This is a genomic window from Micromonospora sp. WMMD975 (assembly GCF_029581215.1).
In the GTDB taxonomy this organism is placed as follows: Bacteria; Actinomycetota; Actinomycetes; order Mycobacteriales; family Micromonosporaceae; genus Micromonospora.
This window is the reverse complement of sequence record NZ_CP120739.1, coordinates 1,918,796-1,935,355: the sequence shown is the minus strand read 5'-3', so window position 1 is coordinate 1,935,355 and position 16,560 is coordinate 1,918,796. Positions and strand designations below refer to the sequence as shown.

At 76.7% G+C, this 16,560-nt stretch carries 5 protein-coding genes; all 5 read right to left on the bottom strand.

Going from position 1 to position 16,560, the window contains the following annotated elements:
• From O7613_RS08130 to O7613_RS08110, 5 genes are read right to left on the bottom strand one after another with little or no spacing between them, the layout of a single operon-like run.
• Positions 1–954 carry a TauD/TfdA family dioxygenase gene (locus O7613_RS08130; protein ID WP_281583370.1) on the bottom strand — a complete coding sequence of 318 codons (954 nt, stop codon included), beginning with the start codon at positions 952–954 and terminating at the stop codon, positions 1–3.
• A 27-nt stretch (positions 955–981) separates the two neighbouring features.
• Complete coding sequence (locus tag O7613_RS08125; protein ID WP_282293054.1) at positions 982–6,429, bottom strand: type I polyketide synthase; 5,448 nt, start codon at positions 6,427–6,429, stop codon at positions 982–984.
• A 32-nt stretch (positions 6,430–6,461) separates the two neighbouring features.
• Positions 6,462–9,962: an amino acid adenylation domain-containing protein gene (locus O7613_RS08120; protein WP_282293052.1), complete on the bottom strand. Its 3,501-nt coding sequence runs from the start codon at positions 9,960–9,962 to the stop codon at positions 6,462–6,464.
• A complete protein-coding gene (locus O7613_RS08115; RefSeq protein WP_282293051.1) occupies positions 9,959–13,081 on the bottom strand; it encodes a thioesterase domain-containing protein in 3,123 nt (1,040 codons plus the stop codon). The genes O7613_RS08120 and O7613_RS08115 overlap by 4 nt, the downstream gene beginning before the upstream one ends.
• The gene (locus tag O7613_RS08110; protein WP_282293049.1) at positions 13,078–16,545 is read right to left on the bottom strand and encodes an AMP-binding protein; all 3,468 of its coding nucleotides are present in this window, start codon (positions 16,543–16,545) and stop codon (positions 13,078–13,080) included. Before O7613_RS08110 ends, O7613_RS08115 begins: the two co-directional genes overlap by 4 nt.
• Between the last annotated feature and the right edge of the window lie 15 nt (positions 16,546–16,560).

The window sequence follows — 16,560 nt, the reverse complement described above, 5'->3', positions numbered from 1 at the left end:
TCAGTTCGCTCCAGCGGTGTCGGGGGTGTACGCCTCGGCCATCGCCACGGCGATCTTTCGCGGGCCGGTGAACGGCTCCCGGCCGTGCGCGGCGGTCATGTTGTCGACCACGAGCACGTCGTCGCGCTGGTAGTCGAAGCGGACCGTGGCCGCCCGGTAGGCGGCGCGCAGGTGGTCCATGACGTCGGCGGGGATCTCGCCGCCGTCGCCGTAGTAGGTGTTCGACGGCAGCCCGTCGGCGCCGAACATGGCCAGCAGTCCCTCCTGGTAGTCCGCCGGCAGCGTGCTGAGGTGGAAGAACGTGGCGTGGTTGAACCAGCGCGGGGTGTCCGACCCGGGCCGGTGGTGCACCACGTCGCGCACCGCGCGGGTCCGCAGGCCGTCCGCGCCGACCCACTCCACGGTGATGCCGTTCGCCGCCGCGTACGCCTCGACGTCGGTGCGGCTCTCGGTGTTGAACACCTCCTGCCAGCGGGTGCCGAAGTCGCCGTGGAAGTTGCGGACCAGCATCCAGCGACGCCTGACGAACTCCTCCCGCACCGCGGGGTCGATCAGCTCGTACACCCGGCGCACGTCGGCGAGCGGGGTGGCGCCGCGCGTCTGCGGCGGGGTGATGCAGTAGAAGAACAGCGTCAGCGGCCAGCGCGCCTGGTAGGAGTTCTCGTTGTGCAGGAAGATCTCCTCGTCCGGCGGGTAGTCGGTCGAGGTGTAGACCCGTCCGGAGATGGAGTGCCGGGGCGAGGAACGCTCGGTGTAGGTCAACGGCTCGCCGGCAAGCGCGCGCACGGCGGCGTCGAAGCCGTCCACGCCGCCGACGTCGAACCCGCGGAACAGCAGCCCGCCGTGGGCGACGAGGGTGTCCCGCAGCTCGGCGCGGCGGGCCGCGATGAGGTCGGTGAGCGCCCGACCGTCGTTCGCCACGACCACCGGGAGCGTGGCGGTTGTCTCGCTCATGATGCGGTGTCTCCTTGTCGGGTCGGGTCAGCCGCGGGGTAGCCGCGGGATGGCCGGGATCGCCGCCGGGGCGGCCGGTGGTTCGGCGGTCGCCTCGGCGCGCAACTCCTCGATCCGGGCGGCCAGGCCGGCCACGGTCGGGGTCTCGAAGAGGCTGCGCATCGGCAGCCGCACCCCGGTCGCCTTGCGCATCGCGGCGATGAGCTGCACGGCCACGAGCGAGTTGCCGCCGAGGGCGAAGAAGTCGTCGTCCACGCCGACGTCGGTGACGCCGAGGCCGTCGCGCCACACCTGGGCGATGGTGCGCTCCAGGTCGGTGCCGGGCGCGGCCGAGCCACCGGTGACGGCCGACGCGCCGGCCGGGGCGTCGGTCGCCCCGGCCAGGCTGTCCGTGGTGACCCGGGCGGCCCGGCGCCGGATGTCGGCCACGGCGCGGGTGGCGATCACCACCTGCGCGCCGAGGCCGGCGCCGAGGCTGCGGCGGAACGCCTCCGCGCCGTCGACCGGCCGGATGTCCTCGGTGGCCGGGGCCGGCTCGTCGGTCGCCGGGGTCTCGGCCAGCGTGCCGGCGACCGCGCCCTGGTCCACCCGGCGCAGCACGAAGTCGCTGATCGCGACGAGCTCCCGGCCGTGCGGGTCGCGCAGCGACAGGTCGGCGGCGACCACCTCGTCGGTGGCGGCGGACCGGTGCCGCAGGTGACTGTGGAACGTCTCCGGCAGCGTCCCGCGCACCACGATCCGGCCGTACGACAGCGGCAGGTAGGTGCCGGCGCCCTGACCGCGGCCGAACGCGGTGGCCACGTCGAGCAGCGCCGGGTGCAGCCCCCAGGCGGGCAGGTCGTCGCGCGCCGCGGCGGGCGCCTGCACCCGGGCCAGCTCCTCCCCCTCGCCCAGGTGGTGTTCGGCGAGCGCGGCCCAGCGCGGTCCGAACGTGAGCATGCTGGAGCGACCGCGCCCGAACGAGGCGTCGTCGTCCACCCGCCGCCCGGTCACGGCGACAGCGGCGGGTGGCGGCGCGGCCTCGGTGGTCCAGCCGGCCGTGCCCCGCACATGCGTGCGCGACCGGCCGGCGGCGAGGCTGGCCACGGTGAACTCCGTCCCGTCCTCGGCCGGGGCCAGCTCGACCCGGTACTGCGCGACGGCGCCGTCCGGGACGCCGAACGGCTCCAGGAACACCACGTCGCGCAGCTCCACCGCGGCGTCCGGCGCCGGCGCGGGCAGCGCAGCGACCACGGCGGCGCGCACCGACTCCAGGTGGGCGGTGCCCGGCACCACCGGCACGCCGCCGATCCGGTGCTCGTCGAGCACCCAGTGGGTCTCCGCCGAGACCAGGCCGTGCAGCACGGCGCCGTCCGGACCGGCGACCATGGTGGTCAGCACCGGGTGGACGACCGCGCTGGTCACGGTGTCCCGCCCGGCGGCCCGGAAGGCGGCCGGCGCGTCGGTCTCCACCGCCATGCCGACCTCCGCCCAGCCGCCCCAGTTCTGCGCCACCACCGGCGCGCGGAAACCGGCGCCGGAGCGCGCGAAGGCGTCCAGCACGTTGTTCGCGGCGCAGTAGTCGACCTGACCGAACCCGCCGATCACCGCCGTGACCGACGAACAGAGCACCACGAAGTCCAGCGGCAGGTCACCGAAGACCCGGGCCAGGGCGAGCGTGCCGGCGAGCTTCGGGGCGAGCACCCGCTCCGCCTCGGCCCGCTCCTTCACCTCGGCCATGCCGCCGCCGGGCAGGCCGGCGGCGTGCACGATGCCGTCCAACCCGCCGAAGCGGTGTTCCGCCTCGGCGCGGGCCCGGCGCAGGTCGTCCGGGTCGGTGACGTCGGCGGCGAGCACCAGCACCTCGGCGCCGGCGGCCTCCATCCGGCGGATCGCCGCGATGGCCCGGCCGGCCCGGTCGGCGCCACCGTGCACCGCCAGGTGCGCGTCCCAGTCGTCCCGCTCCGGCAGCCCGGAGCGGGCCAGCAGCACCAGCTTGGCGCGGGCCCGGACCGCGAAGTCCTCGGCCAGGGTGACGCCGATGCCGCCGAGACCGCCGGTGATCAGATAGCGGCCCTCCTCGCGCAGCACGCCCGGCTCGTCCTCGGGCCCCACGGTCACCTGCTCGTAGCCGCCCACCCAACGCCGGTCGCGGCGCAACGCCACCTCCGGGTGCTCCGGGTCGACCGGGCTGCGCAACTCCACCACGACGGCGGCCACCCCGCGCGCGGCCGGGTCGGCGTCGAGCAGCCGGACGGTGAGGCCGGGCAGCTCGACCGGGAGGACCCGGGCCAGCCCGGCGAGCGTGGCGTGCTCGGGGCGGACCACGTCGTCGCCGCGCACGTCGCCGATGCCGGCGGTGACCAGGTCGAGGCGGACACCCGCCTCGTCGGCGGTCAGGCCGGCGCCGGAGAGCGCCTGCACCAGGTGCAGCGCGCCGAAGAAGCCACGGTCCTGGGCGGCCCAGGCGGCGGTCACGTCGGTGCCGGCCGGCTCGCCGTCGAACGCGAACGCGTGCACGATCCGGCGGGGCAGGTCCGCGCCGAGCGCGGCGACGAGCGCGTCGGCGTCGGACCGGGAACCGGGGCGCAGCCGGTAGCCGCTCGCGGTGACGGTGAACGCGCCGCCGGCGCGTACCTCCACCGGGTCGTCGCCGGCGGCCCGCAACGCGGCGACGAGCGCCTCGCCGCGCGGACCGTCGGCAAGCACCAGGCAGCGGCCCAGCGGCTCGACCGTGCGGGCCGGCGCGACCTGCCGCCACACCGGCACGGCGAACCACTCCGGCAGCGGCCGGGGACCGGTCTCCGCCGGGGCCGCGGCCGTCTCCTCCACCGGGTCCGGCTCGACCCAGTAGCGGCGTCGCTCGAACGGGTACGTGGGCAGCGGCACCCGCCGCGCGTCGGGGTCGGCGGCGAGGTTCACCGCCGTGCCGGCGCACCAGAGCGCGCCGGCCGTGCCGAGCAGCGTGGCCAGGTCACCCGTCGACTCGCCGGGCCCGGGCAGGCTGCCCAGCGGGGTGAGCGCCCGCTGCGCCGCGCCCGCCCTGGCGACCTGCATCCGGGCCAGGTTGGCCAGCTGCCGGCCCGGGCCGCACTCGACGAGCGCCCAGGCGCCCTCGGCGAGCAGGGTGGCCACGCACGCGCCGAAGCGGACCGGCCGGCGCAGGTGCGCGGCCCAGTACGCCGGGTCGGTGGCCTGCGCGTCGGTGATCCAGGCGCCTGTCACGTTGGACACGAACGGCACCGCCGGCGGGCGCAGCGGCACGGTCGCCATCAGCGCGGTGAACTCGTCGAGGATCGGGTCCATCATCGGCGAGTGGAACGCGTGCGAGGTGCGCAGCAGCTTGGCCTTGTGCTTCCCGCCGAGGCTCTCCGCGAACGCCTCGACGAGCGCGGTCTCGCCGGCCACCACGCAGGTGCCGGGGCCGTTCACGGTCGCCACCGACAGGCCCGCGGGCAGCAGCTCGGCCACCGCCGACTCGTCCAGCGTGACGGCGAGCATCGACCCGGCCGGCAGGGCGTGCATGAGCCGGCCCCGGGCGGCCACCACCCGCAGCGCGTCCGGCAGGGCGATCACCCCGGCGAGCGTCGCGGCCACGTACTCGCCGATCGAGTGGCCGATCATCGCGGCCGGGGTGACGCCGGCGGCCCGCCACGCGGCGGCGAGCGCGTACTCGACGGTGAACAGGGCGGGCTGGGTCCAGCGGGTCTCGGTGAGCAGCGCCGCCGCGTCCGGGTCGCGGCCGAGGATCAGGTCCCGGACGTCCCGGCCCAGCTCGGGGCGGAGCAGCTCGGCGCACTCGTCCACGGCGGCGGCGTACGCCGGGTCCTCGGCGTACAGCTCGGCGCCCATCCCGGCGTACTGCGAGCCCTGGCCGCTGAACAGGAACCCCACCCGGGGTGCGGCGTCGGCGTCGCCCCGGTGCGTCCGGCGCCGCTCGCGCAGCGCGGCGGCGGCGTCCTGCGGGTCGCCGGCGACCACTGTCGCGCGGTGGGCGTACGCCTGACGGCCGACGCGCAGCGTGTGCGCGACGTCGGCGAGCGACCCGTCGCTGTCGCCGGCCAGGTGGTCGGCGAGCCGGCGCACGGCCTCGTCCAGCGCGGTGGGGGTCTTCGCCGACACCTGGAGCAGGTGCGCCGGGCGGACCCGCCGTTCGGCCCGGTACGCGGCCGGCGCCTCCTGGAGGACCACGTGGGCGTTGGTGCCGCCGATGCCGAACGAGCTGACCCCGGCGCGGCGCGGTTCGCCGTCGGTGTCCCATTTGGTGAGCGTGTTCGCCACGTAGAACGGGGTGTCGGCGAAGTCGATGGCCGGGTTCGGCGTCTCGTAGTTGATGGTCGGGGGGATCAGCCCGTGTTCCATCGCGAGCACCGTCTTGATCACGCTGACGATCCCGGAGGGCTGGCTGAGATGGCCGATGTTCGACTTCACCGAGCCGATGCCGCACCAGCCCCGGTCGTCGGTGTCCCGGGCGTAGACGGCGGAGAGCGCGGCGATCTCGATCGGGTCGCCGAGCGCGGTGCCGGTGCCGTGCGCCTCGACGTAGCTGATGCTGCGCGGGTCGATCCCGGCCAGCCCGACGGCCTGGGCGACCGCCTCGGTCTGCCCCTCGACGCTCGGCGCGGTGAAGCCGACCTTCCCGGCGCCGTCGTTGTTGATCGCGTTGCCGAGCACCACCGCGCGGATGGTGTCGCCGTCGGCGATCGCGTCGGAGAGTCGCTTGAGCAGGGTGACGCCGACGCCGCTGCCCCACACCGTGCCGTTGGCGTCGGCGTCGAACGGCCGGCACCGCCCGTCCGGCGAGGTGAAGCCGTCCATGCCGAGGTAGCCCACGTGCGGCAGCTCGATGTTGACGCCGCCGGCCAGGGCCATGTCGCACTCGCCGTTGCGCAGCGCCTCGCAGGCGAGGTGGAACGCGACCAGCGAGGTGGAGCAGGCGGTGTGCACGGTGAGGCTGGGGCCGCGCAGGTCCAGCCGGTAGGAGACGTTCGTGGCCACGTAGTTCGGCGAGGTGCCGGTGGCGATCGAGACCAGGCCGTGCGGGTTGCCGCCGACCCGCTTGTTGCGCAGCACGTGGCGGTGCAGGTAGGTGTTGCCGCCGGCCCCGGCGTAGACCCCCACCGCGCCGTCGTAGCGACCCGGGTCGTAACCGGCGTCCTGCAACGCGGTGTAACAGGTCTCCAGGAACAGCCGGTGCTGCGGGTCGGTGACCTCCGTCTCGCGCGCGGTCATCCCGAACAGGCCGGCGTCGAACTCGTCGTAGCCGTCGACGAGCGGGGCGCGGTTGACCCAGCCCGGGTCGTCGACCTCGTCCGGGCGGGCGCCCCGGGCGAGTTGCTCCTCGCGGGTCAGCTCGGTGGTCGACTCCACGCCGTCGACCAGGTTGCGCCAGAACTCGTCGACGTCGGCCGCGCCGGGCAGGCGGGCCGCCAATCCGACGATGGCGATGGGTTCGATGCCGTCGTCGGCGGCGGCGGCGGGAAAGTCGTTATGCATGGGAGGTCCTTCACTCGCACGGGGTTGCGGCATCACGGCTGCTGGGGTCGGCGGGGCGGCGGGGTACGGCGGGCGCGGCCCCGCCGGGCGGCGGCGCGCAACGCGGCGCGGGCCAGCTCCGGCCGGTCGGCGGCGCCGTCGAGGCTGGCGGCGAGCGCCCGCACCGTCGGGTGGCGGAACAGGTCGAGCATGGTGATCGAGCGGCCGGTGGCCTCGACGAGCCGGGCGTGCACCGCGGCGAGCGCCATCGAGTGGCCGCCGATGTCGAAGAAGTTGTCCGCGACGCCGACGGTGTCCCGGCCGAGGACGTCCCGCCAGATGCCGGCGATCAGCGCCTCGGTGCCGGTGAGCGTGTCCGGGCCGGCCGGCAGCGACGCCCGGGCCGGCTCGGCGGCGACGGTCATCGCGCCGAGCGCCGCCACCCGCACCGCCGGGCGGGGCAGCTCGGGCGCCACCTCGCCGGCCGGCGCGTCCGGGTCGGCGGCGAGCGCGCCGACCAGGGCGACCAGGTCGGCCAGGAGCGCGGCGATCCGGTCGGCGTCGAACAGGTCCGGGTTGTACACCACCTCGACGCCGGCCCGCCCGTCCCGGTGCACCACGTAGACGGTCAGGTCGAACGGCGACCCGGGTTTCGGCACCGGCACCGGCTCGGCGGTCAGGCCGGGCAGCGCCAGCCGGGGCGGGACGAAGTTGAGCACGTTGAACAGCACCTGCACCAGCGGCGCGCGGGAGGTGTCCCGGCCGACGCCGAGCGCCTCGACGATCCGTTCCAGCGGCGCGCCCGGATGGTCGGTGACCGCGCGCAGCTCGGCGGCGCACCGGTCGACCCGCTCGGCGAAGCTGCCGCCGGCGCGCACCCGCACCGGCACGGTGTCGATGAAGAAGCCGATCACCTCGTCGAACGCGGCCAGCCTCCGGTCGGCGACGACGGCGCCGAGCAGGTGGTCGTCGCCGCCGGTGAGCCGGCGCAGCAGCTCACCGAAGCCGGCCAGCAGCACCGCCGCGACCGTGGCGCCGCGCCTTGCGGCCAGGTCGCGGACCGCCCGGTCGGCCGCGGCGTCGAGCCGGACCGCGGCCTCCGCGCCGACGTACGTCTGCACGGCCGGGCGGGGCCGGTCGCGGGGCAGCTCCAGCACGGTCGGTGCGCCGGCCAGGTGCCCGGTCCACCAGGCCAGGTCCGCCTCGCCGCGACGCCTGTCGCGTTCCGCGCGCCACACCGCGTAGTCGGCGTACGTGGCGGGCAGCGGCGGGCGGCCCGGTGCCGGCCCACCGACCGCCCGGGCGTACGCGGTGGCCAGCTCGTCGTAGAGCACCGCCTCGGACCAGCCGTCGAAGACCGCGTGGTGCACGGTGATCGCGAGCACGTGTTCGGCGGCCGCGAGCCGGTAGACGGTGACCTGCCAGGCCGGTCCGGTGGCCAGGTCGAACCCGTGCCCGGCGCCGGCCGCGAGCATGCCGGCCAGTTCGGTGTCCGGGTCGGCGGCGGCGGTCAGGTCGACCACCGGCACCGCCACGTCTGTCGGTTCCTCCCGGACCGCGTACGGCACGCCGCCGGTCTGCGGGATGCGCCAGCGCAGCACGTCGTGCCGCTCGGCGACGGCGCGCAGCGCGACGCCGAGCGCGGCCACGTCGAGCGGCCCGCGCAGCCGGTGGGCGACCGCGATGTTGTAGGGCGCGCTGGACGCGGTGAGCTGGTCGGTGAACCACAGCCGCCGCTGCGGCGGGGACAGCGTGGGCGGGTTGCCGGTGGTCAGCCCGTCGCCGTCGGCCGGGTCGGCGGCGCGGACCCGGTCCACGAGCGCGGCGAACGTGCGGTCGGTGAACAGCACCCGGGTGTCGACCTGCCGGCCCAGCTCGGCGCGGAGCGCGGCGACCAGCCGCATCGCGGCGATCGAGTTGCCACCGGCGGCGAGGAAGTCGCTGTCCGGGGCGGGTGCGGCGCCGAGCAGCCGGGTCCACAGCCGCCGGACCGCGTCGCGCACCGGGTCGTCGCCGTCGGGCGTGTCGTCCACCGTGGCCGCGGTGGCGGCCAGCGCGCGCAGCGCCGGCCGGTCCAGCTTGCCGGTGGTCGGGCTCACCGGCAACGCCGCCAGCCGCACCGTCCGGGCCGGCAGCATCGCGGCGGTCAGCCGCTGCCGCGCGTACGCCCGCAGCGTGTCGTGGTCCGGGGCGCCGGCCGGGGTGAGGAACGCGACGAGCTCGGTGCCGGCCGGGCCGGGCACCGCCTCCACCACGGCCCGCTCGACGCCGGGGTGGGCGGCCAGCGCCGCCTCCACCTCGCCGGGTTCGATCCGCTGGCCGCGCACCTTGACCTGCCGGTCGGCCCGGCCGAGATAGACGAGCCGGCCGTCGGGCGCCTGCCGGACCAGGTCACCGGTGCGGTAGAGCCGTTCGCCCGGCGCGTCGCCGAACGGGTCCGGCACGAACCGCTCGGCGGTCAGGCCGGGCCGGTCGAGATAGCCGTCGGCCAGGCCCGGGCCGCCGATCAGCAGCTCACCGGTCTCCCCGGACGGCACCGGCCGCAGGTCGGCGTCGACCACGTACGCGCGGTGGTTGGGCAGCGGCCGGCCGATCGGCACCGGATCGGCGTCGGCCGGGGTGAGGTCGCCGCTGACCGCCAGCACGGTGGTCTCGGTCGGGCCGTAGGCGTTGACGAACCGCCGGCCCGGCGCCCAGCGGGCGACCAGCTCGGCCGGGACCGCCTCGCCGCCGCAGAGCAGCACCCGCCACGACGGCGTGGTGGCCGGGTCGAGCAGCGCGAGCATGGTGGGGGTGACGAACCCCCAGGTCACGTCGTGCGCGGCGAGGAACCGGGCCAGCCGCGCCGGGTCGGCCCGGTCGTCGGCGCCGAGCAGCTGCACCGCGCCGCCGAGGGTCAGCGGCACGAACAGGTCCATGGTGGCCGCGTCGAAGCCGAGCGAGGCGATGCCGAGGCTGCGCATCGAGGCGTCGGCGCCGGTCAGCGCGGACACCCCGGTGACGAACTCGACCACGTTGCGGTGGGTGGTGAGCACACCCTTGGGGCGGCCGGTGGAGCCGGAGGTGAACAGCACGTACGCCGGGTCGCCGGGGCGGGCCGGGCACGGCGCCAGCGGCGCGGGGCCGGTCCGGTCGAGCGTCCGCACGCCCGGTTCGTCGCCGAACTCGGCCGCCGCCGCGTCGCCGGCCACCACCCGCACCCCGGCGTCCCGGGCGATCTCGCGCAGCCGGGTCCGCGGGCCGCCCGGCTCCAGTGGCACGTACGCGGCGCCGGCCAGCAGCACGCCGACCACGGTGACCACCAGGTCCGGGGTACGCGCGCCGCAGACGCCGACCCGGTCGCCCCGGCCGACGCCGTGTGCGCGCAGCGCGGCGGCGACCCCGGCCGCCCGCTCGACGAGTTCCCGGTAGGTGAGCCGGTGGTCCCACTGGCGCACCGCCACCGCGTCCGGCGCGAGGGCGGCCCGGGCGGTGATCAGGTCGGCGAGGGTCGCGTCCGGCCAGGGCAGGTCGTCCCCGATGACGGCGGCGGTGGCGGGCAGGACGTCGGTCACCGGTGTGCTCCCAGGTGCTCGGCCGGGTCGGTGATGTGCAGGCGCAGCTCGCTGAAGTAGCGACGGCCGGCGCCGTCGGGCACCCAGGCGTGCTCCGGGCCGGGCAGCATCTCGCTGACCGTGAGCGGGACGCCGTCGCCCCCGGTGCCGCGGGCGGCCCGCACCAGGGCGCAGAGCATGGTGGCGAACCCCGGTGCGGCCAGGTCCACGAAGCAGGGTTTGGTCTCGGTGCCGAGCTTGACGTAGACCCGTTCGGGCAGGCCGAGCCGGCGGCGCCAGGCCCGGACGGCGAGGAACCGGTTCCGCTCGCCGGTGACGGTGGCCAGGCCACTCTCGCCGACCGTGGTGCGCCAGGTCTGCCGGGCCACCACGAGGCGGTCCACCGTGATCCGGGGCGTGTGGGGCGCGGCGGCGACCAGCTTGAAGCCGTCCACCGCGTGCGCGCTGAGCACCGGGGCGAAGATCTCGGCGAGCGGCCAGCGCTGCCCGTCGGAGGCGGTGGCGACCAGGTCGCCGTCGACCGCGTCCACGGTGAGGTCCACCGTGGGCAGCACCCGGGCCGGGTCCGCGCCCGGCGCGTCCTGGAAGGCCAGTTGCCGGTCGGTCGGGCCGGCCAGCGACTCGGCGGTGCGGCTGGTGCGGCGCGGCCAGTCGGCCGGGAAGAGCAGCCGGACCCGCCGTTCGCCCAGGTCCGCGGCGAGCGCGTCACGCAACCGTTCGACGTCCGGGTGCGACGGGGTGAAGACCGCGCAGTCGAACGAGGACCAGGCGGCGTGCAGCTCACCGAGCACCACGGTGTAGTCGCCGCGACCAAGCGCCGCCGCGTCGGTGGCGCAGATCTGCAGGTCGGGGCTGTGCATCGCGGCGTTGGACCAGGTCGGCCGGGAGCCGGGGAAGACCACGTCGATCCGGTCGGCCAGGTCGGCCGCGCGCACCCGGATCTCGGTCGTCCCGGCGGGGAGCGTGTCCAGGCCGAACAGCCCGGCCCAGCGGGCGGCGAAGTCGGCCGCGACGGCGTCCACCGGCCGTTCGCCGTCGCCCCAGAACATGCCCTGGGCGAGGAACCACAGGTCGGCCAGCGCCACCGGCCCGCCGGACTCGGCCCGCAACTCGTCGTGCAGGCCGCGCAGGACCTCCAGGTACGCGTCGGCGAGCGCACCGGCGAGCCAGCGGGCGGCGCGCAGCAGCACGTCGAGCGGGGCGGCCAGCTCGGCCAGCAGCGGGCTGCCGAAGACCACGTCCAGGTCCCGGGCGGTGTCCTCGTAGCAGATGGTGCGGCCGGCGTACATCTGGCCGGGACGGCGCGCGGCCGGCACGCCGGCCAGCTCGGTGAACGTGGCGTCGAGGTGGTCCAGCGCGGCGCGCAGCGGCTCCGGATCGTCGGCCGCCGCGGCCACCGCGTCGCGGGCGGCCCGCAGCCGGTCGAGGCCGGACCGGGCGGCGGCGCGGGCCGGTTCGTCGCCGATCGCGGCGATCCGCTCGGCCAGCACCCGTTCGGCGTCCGGGCTCACCGGCAGCGCCGCGTCCCAGGTGAGCAGCTCCCGCTCCACCAGCCGGTCGAGCAGCGTGTAGCCGTCCTCGGGCCGGCGCAGCCCGATCGCCGGGTCGGCGACCAGGTCGACGGCGGCACGGCGGCCGTCGGCGGCACGCAGCAACGCGGCCTCGACCGGGGTCACGGTCAGCGGCGGACGGCCGGGCCGGAGCACGGTCCGGTCCCGGACCGCCAGGTGGGGCCGCAGCATCGGCGGCCACCAGCGGCGGACCGCCACATCCGCGCCGATCCGGTCGGCGTACGCGGCCAGGGCCCAGGACTCGAACCACACCCAGCGCCGTCGGGTGAGCCGGTCGCCGGGGTCGACCCGGGCGACCTCGGTCCGGTCGGGGTCGAGGGTGACCCAGCAGCTGGGGCCGAAGAAGCCGATCGTCTCGTTCTTACCGCAGTACCGCTGCCAGTACTTGAGCAGCGCCCGCTCCCGGTCCCGCCGCCGCACGTTGCGGCGCGTGTCGGCGCCGCCGCGCGCCAGCCCGTCCAGCGCGATCAGGGCGCCCCGGTTCTGCCAGGTCACCGCCGCACGCACCAGCGGATCGGCGGCCAGCGCGTTGAGCCGCTCGGCGCCGGCGCGGACCGCCTCGTCGAACTCCTTGTCGAACCGGTCCGCGCCGGCGCCGGTGTCGAGCAGCTCGTCGGCGGCGGCGGCGGCCCGGGGCGCGGTCAGCAGCTCCAGCCCGTCGGCGGGGAAGCCGGTGGTCCGCAGCATCGCGTCGCGCCACACCGACCACCCGGTGTCGCCGAGGGGAACCCGGTGCGCACCGCAGGCGGTCCCGCGGCCGGCGGCGCGCACCGGGTCCGGACCCGCGACCGGTGCACCGGCGCGGGGGTCGGAGGTGCCGGGCACGGCGGTCAGGTCGGCCCGGATCAGCGCGGCCAGCTCGGCGAGCCGGTCGTGCAGGAAGAAGTGCCCGCCGGGCAGGTCGTGCAGGGTGAACCCGGCCGCGGTGTGCTCGGCCCAGGCGACGTTCTGCTCCCGGGTGACCGCCCGGTCCCGGTCGCCGGCGAACGCGACGATCGGCACCGGCAGCGGCTCACCGTGGACGTAGCGATAGTCGTCGACCCGGCCGAAGTCGGCCCGCAGCAGCGGCAGCAGCAGGTCCACCAGCTCCGGGTGGTCGAGCAGCTCGGCGGAGAGCCCGCCACCGTCGCGCAGGCGGTGCAGCAGCTCGTCGTCGTCGGCGCGGGACAGCCCGTCGAAGAGGCCCGGCCCGACGACGTGCGGGGCGCGGGCACCGCCGACGTAGAGCCGCAGCGGCAGCGGGCGACCGGTACGGCGCAGTTCGCGGACCACCTCGAAGCCGAGCCGGCCGCCCATCGAGTGGCCGTAGATCGCGTACGGGCGGGCGGCGCGGGCGGCGATGGCGTCGGCCACCTCGGCGACGGTGAAGCGCGGATCCTCCATGATCCGGTTCTCCCGGCCGGGTAGCTGCACCGGCAGCACCTCGACGCCCGGACCGAACGCGGCCGGCCAGTGCCGGAACGCGCTGGCGCCCGCGCCCGCGTAGGGCAGGCAGAACAGCCGTACCGGCGCCTCGGGTCGGCTGCCGGCGGAGACGAACCAGTTCACCGTGGGCCTCTCTGCACGGGGTCGATCCAGTGCCGGCGGCGCTGGAACGGGTAGGTGGGCAGGCCGGTACGCCGCACGGCGCCCTCCGGGTGCAGGGCGGCCCAGTCGACGTCGCGCCCGGCCACCCAGTCGGCGGCCAGCTCGCGCAGCGCCCCGCCGTCCCCGGCGATCCGGGCGTCGGTGTCGAGCAGCACGTCCAGCGCGGCCAGCGCGGCGGGCCGGGAGGCGACGACGACCGCGGCCCGGTGGGTGAACGGTCGCCGGCCCAGCGCAAGCGTGGCGGCCACCTCGGGCAACGGCGGCGCGGCCCCGGCCAGGTGGCCGCGCAGCCGGGCCAGCGCGGCCCGCAACGCCGCCGGGGTACGCGCCGAGACCGGCAGCAGCCACGGCCCGTCGCCGGACGGGTCGCCCGGGTCGACCGGCGGTGGCTGCTCCACCACCACGTGGGCGTTGGTGCCGCCCAGGCCGAACGCGCTCACCCCGGCCACCCGGCGGGCGCCGTCGGGCCAGTCCCGCGCCTTGGTCGGCACGTAGAACGGGCCGGCGGCCAGGTCGATCTCCGGGTGCGGGCGGGTGAAGTGCAGGTTCGGCGGGATCACGCCGTGTCGGACGGCGAGCACCGCCTTGATCAGCCCGGCGATGCCGGCCGCCGCGTCGAGGTGGCCGATGTTCGTCTTCACCGAGCCCAGCGCGCAGGTGCCCGGGGGCGCGGCGCCGGCGTACACCTCGTGCAGCGCGGCCACCTCGATGGCGTCGCCGAGGGGGGTGCCACTGCCGTGCGCCTCGACGAGACGGACCTCGCCCGGGTCGACCTCGGCGGTGGCGAGCGCGTTCGCCACGGCGGCGGCCTGCCCGGCGGGGCCGGGCACGGCGAAGCCGGCCCGGTCCGGACCGTCGTTGGTGACCGCCCAGCCGGGCAGGATGGCGTAGATCCGGTCGCCGTCGGCTTGGGCGTCGGCGAGCCGGCGCAACGCGACCACGCCCGCGCCGGAGCCGAACCCGGAGCCGTCGGCGGCGGCGTCGAAGGCCCGGCACCGGCCGTCGGGCGAGGCGAGCCCGCCGGGGGTGGCCCGGTGCCGGGGCCAGGTCACGGTGGCGCCGCCGGCCAGGGCGAGGTCGCACTGGTAGTCGGCGAGGCTCTGCGCGGCCAGGCAGACCGCGACGAGCGAGCTGGAGCAGGCGCTCTGCACCGCCACCGCCGGCCCGGTCAGGCCGAGCCGGTAGGCGACCTGCCCGGGCAGGTGGTCGGTGAACTGCCGGCCGAGCAGCCGCGCCTCCCAGTCGTCCGGGTCGACGTCGCCGACCACGGCCGGGTTGTCCATCAGGTGGAACAGGAAGTAGCGGTTGGCGGAGGTGGCGGCGTAGACGCCGACCGGCCCGGGGAAGCGTCGCGGGTCGTGCCCGGCGTCCTCCATCGCCTCCCACGCGGTCTCCAGGAAGAGCCGGTGCTGGGGGTCGGTGCGGGCGGCCTCGTCGGCGCCGAAGGCGAAGAACTCGGCGTCGAAGTCGGTCACCCCGTCGAGCCGGCCGCTGGCGCGGACGTGCCGGGGGTCGGCGCGCAGCTCCGGCCCGATGCCGAGCGCGGCCAACTCCTCGTCGGTGTGGTCGTGGACGGAGTCCACCCCGGTGCACAGGTTCCACCAGAACGTCGCCACGTCCGGCGCGCCCGGGAAACGGCCGGCGACCCCGACCACGGCGATCTCGTCGCCGGTGTGCGCGCGGGCCACGCCGACCGGCGCGGCGGGCGCGGGCAGCACCGGCACCCGGACCGCGTCGGGCGGGGCGTCGAGCAGCGCCGCCTGGGCCGCGACGGTGGGGTGGTCGAACAGGCGCAGCATCGGCAGGCGTACGCCGAACCGCTCGGCGATCCGCTGCTGCACCAGGCCCAGCAGCAGCGACTGCCCGCCCACGTCGAAGAAGCCGTCGGTGCGGCCGACCGCCGGGCGGCCGAGCACCGCGCACCAGATGTCGTGCACGGCGCGTTCGGTGTCGGTGACCGGCGCCGCGTCGGCGGGCACGTCGACGACCGGGTCGGGCAGCGCCCGTTCGTCGACCTTGCCGCTGACGGTGAGCGGGAACTCGTCGACCACGACCACCGCGCGGGGCACCGCGTGCTCGGGCAGGGCGGCGGCCAGCGCCGCGCGCAACGCGGTCGGATCGGGGCGGTCGCCGGCCGGTCGGACGTACGCCAGCAGCTCGCCGTCGCGGACGACGGCGCGGACGCCCGCCACGCCGGGCCGGGCGGCGAGCACGGTCTCGATCTCGGTCAGCTCGATCCGGTGCCCGCGCACCTTGACCTGCCGGTCGAGCCGGCCCAGGCAGACCAGCTCGCCGCCGGGCAGCCACCGGCCGAGGTCGCCGGTGCGGTACGTGGGCACGCCGTCGGCGTCCGTGCCGAAGCGGTCGCTGTCCTGGTTGAGGTAGCCGGGGGCGAGGTGTCGGCTGCGGACCACGATCTCCCCGGTGCCGGTGGCGAGGTCGAGCCGGTAGCCGGGTAACGCGGCGCCGACGGGCAGCGGCCCGGTCGCGGTCGGGTCCACCCCGGACAGGCTCAGCACGTGTCGGGCGGCGAACGTCATCTCGGTCGCCCCGTAGCCGTTGACCAGCCAGCAGTCCGGGGCGAACCGGTCCCGGCCGCGCGCCGCGTCGGCCCAGGTGGCCTGTTCCCCGCCGAGCAGCACGACCCGCACCGAGGGCAGCCGCCGCTCGCCGAGCGCGTCGAGCAGGAAGCGGTAGACGGTGGGGGTGCAGTGCAGCACGGTGGTCCGGTGCCGGTCGAGTTGCTCGACGGCGTACGCCAGGCCCTGCCGGCGCACGTCGACCGGGACGACCGCGGCGCCGGTGAGCAACGCCGGGTAGAGGTCGGGGATGGCGGCGTCGAAGCTGAACGAGGCGAGCAGGCTGAGCCGGTCGGCGGGGCCGACGGCGAGCGCGTCGATCTGGTTGTCGACGACGTGGGCCAGGTTGCGGTGGGTCTGCCCGACGGCCTTGGGCACGCCGGTGGAGCCGGAGGTGAACAGCACGTACGCGAGCGCGTCCGGGTCGACCGGGACGGGGCGCAGTGGGGCCGGCGGCACGTCGTCGAGCGGCACCACGGCACGTCCGCCGGCAAGCGTCCGGGCCAGCTCGCGGTGCTCGGCGGCGCAGGCCACGGCGGTCACGTCGGCGGCGTCGACCATCTGCCGCAGCCGCGCGACCGGGAAGCCCGGGTCCAGTGGCACGTACGCGCATCCGGCGGCGAGCGTGCCGAGCAACGCGGTGACTGTCGGCGCACCGTGCGCGGTGAGCAGCGCGATCCGGTCGCCGGGGCGGAAGCCGGCGGCGGCGAGCCGGGCCGCGTGCCCGCCGGCTGCCTCGGCCAGCTCGGCGTAACCGACCTCGTGGGTCTCGCCGAGAAGCGCCGGGCGGCCACCGTGGACCGCTGCGACCGCGCCGAAACGATTGATGATCGTCGTCTCTGCCATGTCAGGAGACGGACG